Source organism: Paenibacillus silviterrae, assembly GCF_030167925.1.
GTDB classification, from domain to species: domain Bacteria; phylum Bacillota; class Bacilli; order Paenibacillales; family NBRC-103111; genus Paenibacillus_G; species Paenibacillus_G silviterrae.
On sequence record NZ_JASKUT010000002.1, the window covers coordinates 270,556 to 285,277 of the forward strand.

The following is a 14,722-nucleotide window of genomic DNA, read 5'->3' on the forward strand; positions in this document are numbered from 1 at the left end:
TCATGGCTCAAGTATTCCACCGGTTACAGAGAATCTCGTTCCGAAACTTTCTCATGTTGGTTTCACTTGGGGCCGTGCTCCTATTGATGCTGCTATTAAGCAGCGTTTTCTTTTTTAAGATCAAGCATTTTATCGAGGAGAAGAAGCATTTTATTGTTACTACTAGAATGAATCAGCTTTCATTCGAAATTAATTCCAGCTTCAGTAACGTTTATTTCATGCTAAACAATGTACTATCAAATGAGAGACTTCTCGGCTATACACAAGGCTTGGGTAGTAGCAGTACAAGTATGCTGGAGAAATACATGTTGTCGATTCATTTTGAAAAATATTTACAAAGCCTCGTGCAAGAAAACGAACTCATTGATTCCATTCTGGTTGTGACGCCGCAAAGTCAGTTTAGTTCCGATCACACGTATTTGGACTTCGAACTTAACGGTATCATGCTAAAAAGCGAACCGGATAAAGAATCCAATCTGGTTTTGCTTGGGGAGGCGTCCGAGAGGCTCGTTCCCCCAGAGGGAAACGAGCCCTCAATGGCATTGGCGCAGGCCATGCAGTCGTTGGACCAGCGGATGTTTTTTGCAGCAAACTTGACGAACCGCACCGGGGCCCATGAAGGAATTTTATTGATCCTGCTGAATATGAACTATTTCAAGGAAAGTCTTCCTTATAACGATAACTTCACGCTATTCGACTCGAATGGCCATTTCATCTATAGAGGAAACCAGACCGATCAGGCTGCTAACGGGCTGGAAGAGCACGAGACGTCGATTCCTTTTCAAGATTTCCGGTTGCTTTATGTCGATCGAATGGACTTTTATCACGAACAGCTTTTCCTCATGATCCGGCTGATTGCTGTTACCTGCTTACTGACGTTTGTAGTCGCCTTTGTTTCATCCCGCGTCATCTCGAGCAAGGTGCTCTATCCCGTATATAAATTAATCACATTATTTCAATCGTACGATATCTCAAAGGACAACCTGAATTATTACACGGAGCTAACGACTCGAACTCGGCATTTACATTTAAGAGATCGCTTCCTTATTTATTTCATTACAACGATCCTGCTGCCGCTAATCGTATTCATGTCAATATTTTACTGGAAATCGTCACAAATCGTCGCCGATGACTTGCAGAAAGGTCATCAATCCCTGTTTGAAAAAACGTATAGTCTTCTTGAGAACGATATGAACCGGATCGAGGTACTTATGGCCCGCATCTCCATGGATAAAACCATTCAGGACGACATTCTCTCGAATAATATGGATAAGCTGCAGAAAAACCTTCAAAACGAAAACTATTTCCTTGGACATAACCGGAGTACGATAAGTATTTATGATCCCTCTAATAAACTAATGTTCTCTAGTCGGTATAAGCAAGCAAAAAAAATGGATCCAGAGTTTTACGAGCGATTAAAATCGTCTGGAAGAGTGATCGGGTATCACTTGACGAAGGACGATCATGGCAGTGTATCCATCGAGCTTGGAATGCCGATGATTCAATTGGATAAGTATCCGCAGGTCGCAGGCTACGTTACGGTTGAATTGGATAGCGGCTATGGTTCCAATTTGTATGCCGAGTTCAGGCAAAACGGCAGTGAAGGGTTTATTGTGGATCGGGATCAACGGATCATATCGCATCCGATTAGCGGTCAGGTCGGAACGATATTCGATTCAAACGCGCCTGATAACAAGAAATACTTTGTATATGTGAAAGACATTTCTGGGGTTCCATGGAAATTTATATCTAGATATAATTACTCGGAAGTGCAGCGGCAAGTCGTCAACCTGTTTCTCAATGATTCATATATTCTATTTCTCATATTCCTTCTTATGCTATTGCTCTCATACTACATGTCGCAAAGGATGCTCACCCCGCTTGGTCGCTTAAATAGAATGCTAGGCGAATACGAGCTCGGGAGGGGCAGACAGTTGCTCTTCGATCGAATGTCCGGAATCGAGGAGGTGGATTTGCTGGGTAGCAATTTTAACCGAATGATCCGCAGAATCGACGACCTCGTTCAAGAAACGCTAGTTGCAAGTCAAGAACGGATCAAGCTGGCGTATGAGAAGAAGGAAATTCAGATGATCGCCTTACAATCGCAAATCAATCCACACTTTCTTTACAACACATTGGACAATCTCCTTCATCTTGTTGAGATACATGAAACGGACAAAGCTGTCGACATGATAGGCTCGTTGAGCCGATTATTTCGTTATATCACAAATAGGGAACATATGATCCGGATTCGCGAAGAGATCTCGTATGCCAAAACCTATGCAGGCATTATGTCTCAACGATACCACAACTTTCATTGCGTCTGGCATATTGACGATGAAGTGCTGGATTGCAAAACACTGAAGCTTATTTTGCAGCCAATTATTGAGAATGCTCTTCATCACGGGGCCCGAAAGGCGAGAAAACATGTAACCATAGAAATCTGGTGCTGCAAGGAAGGGGATTCCATCCGCCTTGTCGTCAAGGATGATGCGGCCGGAATGATGGAGGCAGAATTACAGGAAGTACGCGCCCGGCTCTCTGATTCCGAGACCACAAAAGCGGGGATTTACAATGTGAACGCGCGGATCAAGCTCCATTTTGGCGAAGCTTACGGCTTGTACATTAACAGCATATACGGTGAAGGAACGATGGTGACGATTTTGCTTCCGGCATAACAACAAACGGCATGAAGAACAAATCATATTAAGATAATGCTATAACACCTGTAGATTGTTAAACTTTATGATTATTATTTTTTTTATAATTACTTCGTAAGCGTTTTCCTAAAATAACGAAAGGAGTTGATTACCTTATAATGAACATCGGTCTACAGCGAACAGAACAGCAAATTCTCAAGACCCGTAACAGCAACTGGATTCGCGCGAAAAAAATGAAAGCGCTATACCTCATGCTGCTGCTGCCGATGCTGCTGCTTTTTCTCTTCCACTATGTACCGATGTACGGCATCCTGGTAGCGTTCAAGAAATTTTCGCCGGGACTCGGAATTTGGGATAGCCAGTGGAACAATTTCGGGCATTTCAAAAGTTTATTTCGCGATACTCTCTTTTTACGGGCATTGAAGAACACGCTCATCATTAGTATTTTGAAGCTGATTGTGTCCTTTCCGGCTCCCATTGTGCTGGCAGTATTGCTCAATGAAGTGAAGCATGTTCTGTTTAAAAGAGTGGCTCAATCGGTTTCGTACTTGCCGCACTTTATGTCCTGGGTCATTCTCGGTTCCATGGTGGCCGAGGTGCTCTCTCCCCAAAGGGGCATTATCAACTATATGATCCATTCACTGGGGGGACAGCCAATCAACTTTTTGTCGGACAAAGTTTTTTTTATACCGGTTCTAGTGCTGACGGATGTATGGAAAGAAATAGGCTGGGGGGCCATTATTTACTTGGCGGCCATTTCATCAATCAATCCGGATCTTTACGAAGCGGCAGATGTGGATGGAGCCGGACGATTCAAAAAGATGATTCATATTACTATCCCGTCGTTGATTCCGATGATCGTCATTTTATTTATTCTAAGCTTGGGCAATATTCTAAATGCAGGCTTTGACCAAATCCTCAACCTATATAATCCGCTTGTATACGAAGTAGCTGATATTATAGATACGTACGTTTATCGGAAAGGTCTTGAACAGTTCCAAATGGACTATGCAGCTGCTGTCGGATTGTTCAAAAATGTGGTAGGTGTAATTCTTATTTTGGGAGCGAATGCGATCATTCGCAGGCGAAGCGAACATGGCATTTGGTAGAAAGGAGGAACAACCTTGCGCAAAAAGCAGTTTTCTTTATTCGATCTTTTCAATGTTAGTTTGATTAGTCTATTTTCAATTGCCGTTATCTATCCGTTCTGGCAAACGTTCGTTCTCTCTTTCTCAAATGCCGACGATGCTTCTGCGCTTGGATTTCATATATGGCCCAGTCGGTGGGTTACAGACGCTTATCAATTCGTGTTTACATACCAGAATATCTTAGTAGCTTACCTGAACACCATCGTTCGAACTACATTTGGCACGTTGTTAATCGTCGCTTCTACCCTGCTCGTGGCTTACCCTCTATCCAAAAAGGATCTGCCCTTCCGAAATTTCTTCACCGCTTTTTTCTTGATTACGATGTTCTTCTCGGGGGGGTTGATTCCTAACTACTTATTGATCAAAAACTTGGGGCTGCTTGACAATCAGCTAGCGCTTATTTTGCCCGGTGCAGTCAATGTATTCTCAATTATTGTGATGCGCAACTATCTGATGACGATTGATAAAGGGTTGGAGGAGTCGGCGTTCATGGACGGGGCCGGTTATTTCAAGATTCTGACCCAAATCATGATCCCGCTGTCGAAGCCCGTGATTGCAACTGTTGCGTTATGGGCTGCTGTAGGGCATTGGAACGCGTGGTTCGACGCCATGATTTACATTCGGGATCCATCCAAGACCGTGCTGCAAATGGTGGTCAGGCAAATGATGGTCGCCCTCGATTTGTCTCAGACGCAATTCGGCGGTGGTGGAGGGATGGCTAACGCCGATTTGCTTCTTAGCAACGTTCGTGCAGCAACCGTCATGATTTCCATTGGTCCTATAATTCTCGTGTACCCTTTCGCGCAAAAGTATTTTATTAAAGGGATTATGATTGGTTCGTTAAAAGGATAATTATAGGAGGTACTAAAATGCAAAGGCGCTTTCATGTTTTATTATCGGCCGTATTGGCAGGATCCTTGGTTCTTGGCCTGGTCGGTTGCAATGGCGAGAGCAGGACAGGAGATTCCGCGTCCGGAAGTACGAACAATGGAGACCAAAACTCGGGTCTGCCGGTACCGGGCGATTTTGCCAAACCGTTGAATTTGAAGCTATCCGGGTCCTTCACCAGAGGGAAGATTGAAGACGGCAATTGGGTGCAGAAGAAGCTTGAGGGAAAATACAACATCAAGATCACCAACATAAAGGTTGATACGTTCAACAAGGATCAGGTACAGCTGCTAATTGCTTCGGGGGACATGCCGGATACGTTCTCCTTTACTGCGGGAACCTTGTCAGCATTGGAATATTATGATAACGGGCTGACGAGAACGATTCCGAAGGAGATGCTAAAGAAATATGCACCGCATTATTCCAAAATGCTGGATGAGAATTCACCCGGGTGGGAGATGAATTTGGCACCGGGAAAAAAAGACGAATATTTAACTCTCATTGGAAATTTGGGGAATACGAAAGCATTGGTTTGGACTCCGACATTCCGGTTAGATTGGCTTGAGAAACTAGGGATCAAGCCGCCAGGTGAGATCAAGCCCATTGGGACAAGTGGCGGTCTGGAAAGGATCTACTTCACCGATAAGGCGTACACGCTGGAGCAGACGGAAGAAATCCTGAAGGCCTTTACTCGTAATGACCCGGACGGCAATGGCAAAAACGATACGTATGGCATGCTGCCGTTCAATAGCAACTTCACAAATTGGGCAGCAACGCTTTTGGGAGCATACGGCGTGGCAGGTGGCTATAATCTGGAGGAGAACGGGAAGGTGACAGCAGCGGAAATCTCTGAAAAATATAAGCAGTTTTTGAAAATGATGGCCAGATGGAGCAAAGAAGGCTTGCTGGATCCGGAGTGGACGACAATTAACGTGAATAAGAGCTGGGATAAGTACAATCTCGGAAAGAGCGGATATTATTCGGCGCAACCAGCTTATGTGGGTATGGATACTTGGACAAAGGGCCGCGCTCCGGCAAATCTGGTGGAGAAGGACGCTTCCGTCAAATTGCTTGTAACCGCTCCCGAGATCGGCCCGAACGGGCAACAAGGGGAGGGGGCATATACTCCGGTCAACCGCCTGGGTGACGCTTTTTACATATCCAAGAAAGTGACGGACGAACAATTAGCTCGTATCCTGCAAATATTCGACTACATCAACTTTGACGACGATGCCTTATGGACGCTCTACGGTGAAATCGGTACCCATTCCACGTGGATGGGGACTCCCGAAAAATCTGAATTAAGGGTGAATAAGGAGTATCCGGAGAATGAAGGGAATATGGGCTTCTGGGGATACAATTTCAGAACGTACAATGATAAGAGGGCGACCTATTTGACGAGCGAAGCCACTTCAAAGTTGAGAAGTGAATTCTTCGGCAGATCAGATGTGCTGCAAAAGATGGAAATCAGGCCTTATAAATGGGACTTGCTGAACCAAACGAAATACACTGAGCTCAACAATAAATATAAAGGTCAATTGGAGACAATCGTAAGTGAATTCCGCATGAAGGCAATCGTTGGGGAAATCGATATCGATAATGAATGGGATAAGTATGTGCAAAACTATTTAAACAGCGGCGGAAAAGAAATTTTGTCCGAGCTTGAGAAGGCGCCGAAGGTGTCCGACCTGCTAAGTAAAAAATAATGATGTGGCTCAGGACAGTAATGAAAGGAAAGGAGATCGACCAATGTCGCCAATGAAAGATAACTTAGACTTCTTGTCGTTTCCGATGTACATCAGCAGAATGAGTTTGTTCGATGTGCTGCCCGCTTCAGAAGGAGCAATCGTTTTCGTGGGAGACAGCCTGACGCAGCGTACCCAATGGCAGGAATTTTTTCCTGATCGAACGGTAATCAATAGAGGAATTGACAGTGACCGTTCTATTGGCGTATTGAAAAGGCTGGATCATATCATTGCCCTGAAGCCATGTAAGATATTTCTAATGGTGGGTATTAACGATGTATACGACAAAAAGGATGCAGATCATATTCTGAATCACTACGAATCCATCCTGCTGAGAATAAAGTCAGATTTGCCGGAGGCGATATTGTACATTCAGAGCTTGCTTCCCGTGAATAACAGTGTTTTTAAGCATCCAGTCGATAACGAAGATGTGATGTGTGTAAATGCCAAGCTAACTGAGCTTGCGAAGAAGTACTCTACGAGATTTATTGATTTATATTCCTATTTCTTACAACAAAATGAACTGGACGATAAGTATACCTTGGATGGGTGCCACTTATCCGGGCAAGGGTATTTGGCATGGGTCGAAGTCATTAAGCCGTTTGTAAACGAATGAAAAAAAGGAATAACGAGGGGAAGCTGGCTATGGACCACAATGAGACGATTGCACTATTTTACCCTAGCTTGGCCGGTTCGGCGACTTACCGGATTCCATCCTTGCTGACGACTTCAAAAGGTACCGTTATCGCCGGTATCGACGCGAGAATTAGTAACATCCGGGATAATCCAAACAAAATCAATACGGCAATTCGCCGTAGTACGGATCATGGCGATACGTGGAGCGATGTGCAGACCTTAGTATCTTATGCGGGAGAAGGATTAGATGGCGCGGCAGCGATCGATACCGCCCTGCTTCAGGACGAGGAGACTGGCACGATCTGGATGCTGTTCTGTCATACTCCTGGAGGTATCGGCTTATGGTCAAGCGAACCGGGAACTGGCTTTGACAAACACGGCAACAGACTTCTGCATGACGGGGCAGGTAACGTTTACTATCTGCTTCCGAATGGCAATGTAACTGATCAGGAGGGGAATCTAACACCATACACAGTTGATGAAGAAGGAAATGTACATCTTAATGGATTCGGCAAAGGCAATATTTATTTGAAGAAGGGGGCACATCCCGAAGAAAGCCTGCTGGAGGCCAGAACGTCATTCCTCCAAATGATCAAGAGCGAAGACGATGGATTGACCTGGTCAAAACCGATTGATCTCAATTTTTGGATTAAAGATTCCTGGATGAAATTTATCGGAGCCTGTCCGGGAAGAGGCATACAATTGAAGTATGGCGCTTACCAAGGCAGACTTATTTTCCCAATATATTTCTCAAATCTTGAAAGAAAGATGTCATGTGCTGTAATTTACAGCGACGATCATGGGGCGACATGGTGCAGAGGCGCATCACCAAACGACGGTAGGCTATACAATGGAGTGACGGTGGATGCCATGTCACTCCAGTTGGATGGCGCGGACTTGACCGAATCGCAACTGATCGAGCTGCCTAGCGGAGAGATTCGGGTATATATGCGTAATCATTCGGAATTCAAGCGGACGGCTGTGGCGACCAGCATAGATGGCGGGGAAACTTGGAACCAAACGGAGTATGACGAGCATTTGGTGGATCCGACATGTCAGTCAAGCGTTATTGTTTATCCGGAACTTGGTGATGGGAAAACGCGGGTTCTTTTCGCCAACCCGGCGGACCCGGAACACCGCCGGAACGGAACGGTCAGACTAAGCGAAGACGGTGGCCGCACCTGGAAATATTCCAAGCAGATCCATGAAGGGCCCTTCTCGTACTGCTGTTTGACGGTTTTGGCGAATGGGGATATTGCGCTTGTATATGAATGTGACTATAGTTTCTCGGAGAACAAACCGATAACCGTGAGGTTTACTAAGTTCACTTTGGATTGGCTGAAGTCGAGCTGACACATGTTCCAGTTCACGAATAATTTCTTAAGGAAGGGTCAATATTCAGGGCTCAAACAAAAGCTCTTTTCAAGTAAAGCGGGTTGAAGAACACGGCAATTTTGTCGAAAATAACAGAAAAATTAATGTTCATTTCTCCCTCCGTATAGTATGCTAAACATAGGTGATGTTGCATCGTAAGGAAGTCACGGAGGGGGAATTGTATGTCAGTTTTTTATAAATCCTTCACTTCTCTAATAAGTATCGGATTGATTAGCTTGTCACTAGCTGCTTGTACATCCAATCAGAAGCAGGCAGATATCCGCTTAGAAGCAGGGGCAACTACGACGGTTAAGCCTGTAGAGATTACATGGTGGAACTTTCCGAATTATCAGCCTTTGGACGGAGAGGTCGGTAAATTTGAGAAACAGCTTATTGCCGCCTTTTCCAAGAAACATCCGGAAATTAAAGTCCGTTTCGAGATGCTTACCTTCGAAGGAGGACCGCAGAAGCTGAATGTGGCAATAGCATCCAATATGGCTCCTGACGTTATATATGATTCGCCCGGACGGATTATCGACTGGGGGAAAAAGAAGCTCCTGGTACCTCTGAATGATATGATCAGCAATGAAGTGAAGGCCGATATTTCGGAGGCATTATGGAAGCAGTCGAAGGTGGGCGATACCCTTTATATGTATCCCATCAATACGACACCTTTCATGATGGGGGTAAACAAGACCGTATTCGAAAGGATCGGCGCTGTGGACCTGCTCCCTTTGCATCGTCCCGACAGGACCTGGACCTTTGCCGAATATGAGAAAGCGCTAATGGCCGTTCGAGATAGAGCGCCTGATGTGATCCCCTCCGGCTTTTACGCCAAGAGCACCGCAGGAGACCAAGGTACACGCGCATATATCTCCAACCTTGGCCTATCCCGATTCTTGACGGAGGATTACAGCAAGGTTGCAATCAATACCGAACAGGCGGGACATGCCTTGGATTGGATTGTCAAGGGAATGAAGGAAAAGCTGGTAGTAACCGGTGCGGCCTCCCTTGCGGCTACCGACGCCAATGACCTGTTCCTTCAGGGCAAGTTGGCCTTCAGCATCAATTATTCCGCTGTGCTTCGAGCGCAGAACGCGCCGCTTAAGAAGGCTCCGTTCGAAGACGTGCTCTTGCCTTATCCAACGGCAGACGGCTCGAAGCCGAAGCTGGAGCCATATCTTGGCGGGATGGCGGTGTTCGATAACGATAATCCGGAGAAAATTGCCGCATCGAAGAAATTCATTGATTTCATTGCAAACGATCCCGAGTATGGGAAGAAGAGCTTAATACAGACCGGCGGCATATCGGCCAGAAACTCGGTGGTAGGACTTTATAATGACGCTGAGTACAACTATGCTGAGACGGCACGTCAATTCGTAACGGATCCGCCTACGATCGCAGACGGATATGGTGAGATTCGTGCCTTGTGGTTCCATGAGCTGCAAAGGGCATTAACATCGGAAGCAACGGGGAAGGCCGCACTGGATTCTTTTGCTGCGAAAGCGGATGCAGCCATCAAGAAAGCTAAAACGCAAGCGGATAAATAATAGTAGAGAAGAGCAGCGTTCAAGGACGCTGCTCTTCCTAGTTAACACAGTGAGACCGTATGGTTCGAGATCGGTCGGTTATGGACTGATCTCAGTTTGTAATGGTAACCTGAATATCCTGCGGATAGTTGCCAAAGCCCTTGCCGAACAAGCTGACTCCGCCGCAATTGACGGCCGTTTCGGGACATTGGATTCGGAATAAGATCTCCGAGCCGACTCGGATACCGAGCTGGTCTATGCGAGCATCAGAGCTGCGTACTCCGTCAATGAATGAGCCCTCCCGTGTTACGGATATTGTCTTGTGAAGCCCATACTGGGTATCTCTCCACCAACTCGGGGTATACTGGCCTCTCTTGCTGCCGAAGTCGCCCGGGCAGGTCCACGTGGCTACATCCACGTTGTTCAACGTAAACGTAATATCCGAGGGCCAATTTTCATTATATCTGGGAGCCTCCGAACAAATCTCCAGGGAAATGGCAATACTTGAGGCTTCCTCGCGACCCACCAAATAATTAGGAATGCGGTATTCCACATAACCGCTTGCGAACCACAGATGCTCTGCCTTCGTGTGCTCAGGATCGTCGAAGTACCGAGGGTCGTCCATCATTCCTAAACGCTTCTCCAAGGAGGCCAGCCCGCAGGTAGGCTTCACCTCATAACGGGAATACTGCCCGATAGGCAGCTCCACCGTATATCGGTTATGGTCGGCGGCCTGTTCCATAGATTCGGTTCGAAGGACTAATGTTAGCTGGTCAACCTTCAAGGAGCACCGCTTCTGGGTGCCCCGCTTTCCCACCAGGCTCTCTGTGAGCACAATTCCCGCCTCTTCGAGCTTCTGAATGTGCTTGGTAATGATGGCGGACGAGAAGCCTGTTGCCTCTGCGAGCTCACCGATATTATATGGGCGAGCATTTAACAGCTCGATGATCCGAACCCGGGTTTCGGAGGAAAAGCACTCCAATACGTTCATATTCTTCGTTGTTACGTCAAGCTTCAATGTATAATCACTCCCGTCAGCTTTGATTATATAACTTATATGTTAACATATAAACATTTTGGTTGACTTTTTAGATATCACACTCTAATATTTAACTGTGTAATCATTATATTAACAATAAGGTTAATTTATCGAGGGGAGAGTTTTCTATGACAACGGAAGTCATGCGTCCGGAATATCCGCGTCCGCAGCTTGTGAGAGAACAATGGTTGAATCTTAACGGAGCATGGGAGTTTGAATTCGATGATGACCGAATTGGTGATGGAGAGCAATGGGGGCTGGGAGCCCAAGGCTTCTCCAAGAAGATTCAGGTTCCTTTTGCCTATCAGAGCAAACTAAGCGGCATTGGAGATACAGACTTTCACGACCTGGTTTGGTATCGCCGCAGCTTCACCGTTCCTGCCGAGTGGACCGGCCGACAAATACTGCTTCATTTCGGTGCAGTTGACTATGCGGCAACAGTGTGGGTGAACGGTCATAAGGTTGCTTTCCATGAAGGCGGGCATACGCCGTTTCATGCCAATATTACCTCGGCGCTCAGGTCAGGTGACAATGTAGTGGTGGTTCGGGCGGAAGACTTCAGTCGTGATGTTACGCTGCCCCGCGGGAAACAGTACTGGAAGGAAAATTCCGCTTCCATTTTCTATACAAGAACTACAGGGATTTGGCAAACGGTGTGGTTGGAGCCTGTGAATGAGCTTTACATAACCAAACTCAAATTCAAGCCGGATATCGATAGGAACGAAATTCAAATCCGGACCTTCTTGAATCAAGCCTCGGCGGGAAGGAAGGTGGAAGCCCGAATCGATATTCGGTTTAAGAACGAATATTCCACAAGCACTACATTTAGCTTCACTCATGCAGAGGAGACAAGAACCATAGGTCTGCATGATTTCAACGATCACGGGTTAGGCCGCTGGTGGACACCTCATAAGCCGAATCTTTACGATGTAACGATCACGCTGCTTGTGGACGGCAAGCCGGTTGATATGCTGGAAAGCTATTTCGGCATGCGGAAAATTTCGGTCGAAGCCGGAAAGGTGATGCTGAACAACCGGGTTTATTTCATGAGGCTGATCCTCGACCAGGGCTACTTCCCCGACGGCATTCTGACGGCGCCTAGCGATGAGGCGCTAAAGCAGGACATCGAGCTGGCTAAGGCTATGGGCTTTAACGGTGCTCGTAAGCATCAGAAGATTGAGGATCCTCGCTTCCTGTATTGGGCGGATAAGCTGGGATATTTCGTCTGGGGCGAGATGGCCAACGCTTACAGCTACTCGGAGGACTATGTTCGTAAAGTGACGCAGGAGTGGCAGGAAGCGATTGAAAGAGACTATAACCATCCGTGTATTGTGGTCTGGGTACCGATTAACGAGAGCTGGGGCGTTCCTAATATCCTCGTTGACAAGCGTCAGCAGCAGCACACGTTGGCCATGTATCATATGACCAAGTCGCTGGATGAAACCCGTCTTGTCGTCTCTAACGACGGATGGGAAAATATGAGCACCGACCTTGTCACCATCCACGACTATGCTTGGAAAAGGGAAGATCTGGAGGAGCGTTATTCCACTTTGGAGAAGACGCTTGGGGCGAAGCCCCATCGCCGTGAAGTGCTTGTCGGAGGGACTGCCTATGAGGGTCAGCCGATTCTGGTTACCGAGTTCGGCGGGATTGCCTTCAAGAAGAGCGATTGGGAGGGCTGGGGATATTCCGGTGCGGAGAACGAAGAGGACTTCCTCAAGAAGCTGCATGACGTAGTAGAGCCGTTCCTGCAGTCCCCGTATGTTCAAGGTATCTGCTATACACAGTTAACGGACGTAGAACAGGAAATCAATGGGCTGCTAACGTACGATCGCGTGCCGAAGGCACCTTTGGAGGAAATCAAGAAAATCTTTAATGGACCGGTGAAATACTAAGGTGCCTAAGCGGTAAAGCGAATGTAACAAGAAAGCCACTTTCCCGAACTAGCTTCGGTGAGGTGGCTTTTCTTACTCCTAACCGGCCCCTGCACTCACGGAACACGCCCGGGAAGGATAGGGACCACAAAGAAAGATTCATGGTCGGGTCAGCCGGCGCGGCGGGAGCGGGCGAGGGTTAGCCTAGCGAGGACCATGCCGGTCAGCCCGATCACTATGGCAAAGACGGCCCCGGCTCGCCCGTTGCCGGTGCCCCAGCCACCGGTGGAATTGGCCAGATGCAGCCCAGCGATGACTATGCCGCCCAGCCCCGCTACCATGGCTACGAGGGCCCCAGCTCGCCCGTTGCCGTTGCCGAAACGACCGCCGGAGCGGGCTAGAGACAGCCCACCGACGACCACGCCGATAAGACCCAACACCACGGCCACAAGGGCCCTAAGTCGCCATGGGGTTAACCCGTATCCGATACCGTATCCGATATTACCGTTGGTCACTTCGGCAGAGGCAATAGTTGGCACAAGCAGTACTGTACAGAGTATTACGAATGAAACTAGCTTCATTTTCATTTTTCTAATTACTCCTCTTTATTGTTTTTGCAATCTCAACGGATCAGCCGGCACGGCGGGAGCGGACCAGAGATAGTCCAGCAAGGACCATGCCGGTCAGCCCCACCACGATGGCCACGATGGCCCCGGCTCGCCCGTTGCCGGTGCCGAAACCGCCGGTGGAAGTAGCCAGATGCAGCCCGGCGAGGACTATGGCGATCAGCCCCACCACCGCGGCTACGATGGCTCTGGATCGCCCGTTGCCGGTGGAGCGGGCCAGAGACAGCCCGCCGATGACCACGCTGACCAGCCCCACTACCGCGGCCGCGATGGTTCTGAGTCGCCCGGGGGTTAAACCGTATCCGATATTACCGTCTGTCACTTCAGCAGAGGCAATAGCTGGTACAAGTAGAAGTGTACAAAATAGTAAGAATGAAACTAGCTTCATTTTCATTTGTTAATTACTCCTCTTTGTTGTTTTGTTTAATCAAAATCAGCTAAGCAAACACTTCTAAGGCTCGAAGAGTTCGATGGGGTTACCTGCCGGGTCATCCAGTAAGATCTGCTTACCACCAAAACCTGTGACAATATCGCTTCGGAAGCGTAGGCCTGCTTTGCGCAGGGTTTCGACAAAGCCGCCTAGGTCATCGACCTCGATTTGAATCCGATTCCAGCCTCCGGGTTCCGGTTTTCGCCCATCCGGCATGGCTCGAGCGGCTCCACCTTGACCATTTTTGGCATTCACAAGAAGATTCAAGTCACCTCGCTGCAAGACGGCAAAACCGGATGCAGGATGTGCTTTGACAATAAAGTCAAGATGCTGTGTGTAGAATGCGATTGTCGCATCTACATCGTCGACAATGTAACGTACCCTGATAGGGGCCATGCTTTCTCCTCCTTAGATTCTCTTTTCTGGCGTAGATATACCAACTATCGATAAGAAGCCCTGATCCGCGGGTTCCTAATTATGCATGCAATCCCCGACTTTAGGTTCACTGTGGTTTCCGGATAAGTTGCTCATCTTTGAAATGCAGGATAAATCCGCCACCCCCTTCGCGCCGAGTTCAAACTTCGCTCTCTTAACCGGCAATGCTGCCCTTCTTGTTCTTCGCAATATTTCTCTCCTTTCACAGCCAAGTTTACACAACAAATATCGAGAACTTATGCAGATCTTCCTCTCTTTCCATGGATTTCTTTAAGAACCAAACAAATCGCGGTATAATTTTGGGTAAGCGATATAGGTCTCGTCAATGGAAGCAGACT

General features: G+C 47.4%; 12 protein-coding genes. 8 read left to right on the forward strand and 4 right to left on the reverse strand.

Going from position 1 to position 14,722, the window contains the following annotated elements:
• Positions 1-2 precede the first annotated feature (2 nt).
• The 7 genes from QMO62_RS24930 (at position 3) to QMO62_RS24960 (ending at position 10,001) form a co-directional block, all read left to right on the forward strand.
• Positions 3-2,678 (forward strand): sensor histidine kinase, encoded by a 2,676-nt coding sequence (locus tag QMO62_RS24930; RefSeq protein ID WP_284645211.1) that lies wholly within the window; start codon positions 3-5, stop codon positions 2,676-2,678.
• Between the two features lie 140 nt (positions 2,679-2,818).
• On the forward strand, positions 2,819-3,769 hold the full coding sequence (locus tag QMO62_RS24935) for an ABC transporter permease (protein WP_284645212.1): 951 nt from the start codon (positions 2,819-2,821) through the stop codon (positions 3,767-3,769).
• Between the two features lie 15 nt (positions 3,770-3,784).
• On the forward strand, positions 3,785-4,660 hold the full coding sequence (locus QMO62_RS24940; RefSeq protein ID WP_284645213.1) for a carbohydrate ABC transporter permease: 876 nt from the start codon (positions 3,785-3,787) through the stop codon (positions 4,658-4,660).
• 17 nt (positions 4,661-4,677) lie between these two features.
• Positions 4,678-6,402, forward strand: a complete 1,725-nt coding sequence (locus tag QMO62_RS24945) for a type 2 periplasmic-binding domain-containing protein (RefSeq protein WP_284645214.1) — start codon at positions 4,678-4,680, stop codon at positions 6,400-6,402.
• 43 nt (positions 6,403-6,445) lie between these two features.
• Positions 6,446-7,057, forward strand: a complete 612-nt coding sequence (locus QMO62_RS24950) for a GDSL-type esterase/lipase family protein (RefSeq protein ID WP_284645215.1) — start codon at positions 6,446-6,448, stop codon at positions 7,055-7,057.
• 29 nt (positions 7,058-7,086) lie between these two features.
• The gene (locus tag QMO62_RS24955) at positions 7,087-8,430 is read left to right on the forward strand and encodes a sialidase family protein (RefSeq protein WP_284645216.1); all 1,344 of its coding nucleotides are present in this window, start codon (positions 7,087-7,089) and stop codon (positions 8,428-8,430) included.
• Positions 8,431-8,633: 203 nt separating this feature from the next.
• Positions 8,634-10,001: an ABC transporter substrate-binding protein gene (locus tag QMO62_RS24960; RefSeq protein WP_284645217.1), complete on the forward strand. Its 1,368-nt coding sequence runs from the start codon at positions 8,634-8,636 to the stop codon at positions 9,999-10,001.
• Between the two features lie 91 nt (positions 10,002-10,092).
• Here the strand turns inward: QMO62_RS24960 and QMO62_RS24965 are convergent, their stop codons facing one another.
• Positions 10,093-10,998: an ArsR/SmtB family transcription factor gene (locus QMO62_RS24965; protein WP_284645218.1), complete on the reverse strand. Its 906-nt coding sequence runs from the start codon at positions 10,996-10,998 to the stop codon at positions 10,093-10,095.
• A 149-nt stretch (positions 10,999-11,147) separates the two neighbouring features.
• Between QMO62_RS24965 and QMO62_RS24970 the strand changes: the two genes are divergently transcribed.
• Positions 11,148-12,914, forward strand: coding sequence for a glycoside hydrolase family 2 protein (locus QMO62_RS24970; RefSeq protein WP_284645219.1), 1,767 nt, complete (start codon positions 11,148-11,150; stop codon positions 12,912-12,914).
• Between the two features lie 149 nt (positions 12,915-13,063).
• Here QMO62_RS24970 and QMO62_RS24975 read toward each other — a convergent pair whose 3' ends face one another.
• The 3 genes from QMO62_RS24975 to QMO62_RS24985 are packed head-to-tail and all read right to left on the reverse strand — an operon-like array spanning position 13,064 to position 14,345.
• Complete coding sequence (locus QMO62_RS24975) at positions 13,064-13,480, reverse strand: DUF6223 family protein (protein WP_284645220.1); 417 nt, start codon at positions 13,478-13,480, stop codon at positions 13,064-13,066.
• A gap of 43 nt (positions 13,481-13,523) precedes the next feature.
• The gene (locus QMO62_RS24980) at positions 13,524-13,913 is read right to left on the reverse strand and encodes a DUF6223 family protein (protein WP_284645221.1); all 390 of its coding nucleotides are present in this window, start codon (positions 13,911-13,913) and stop codon (positions 13,524-13,526) included.
• 57 nt (positions 13,914-13,970) lie between these two features.
• Positions 13,971-14,345, reverse strand: a complete 375-nt coding sequence (locus tag QMO62_RS24985) for a VOC family protein (protein ID WP_284645222.1) — start codon at positions 14,343-14,345, stop codon at positions 13,971-13,973.
• Between the last annotated feature and the right edge of the window lie 377 nt (positions 14,346-14,722).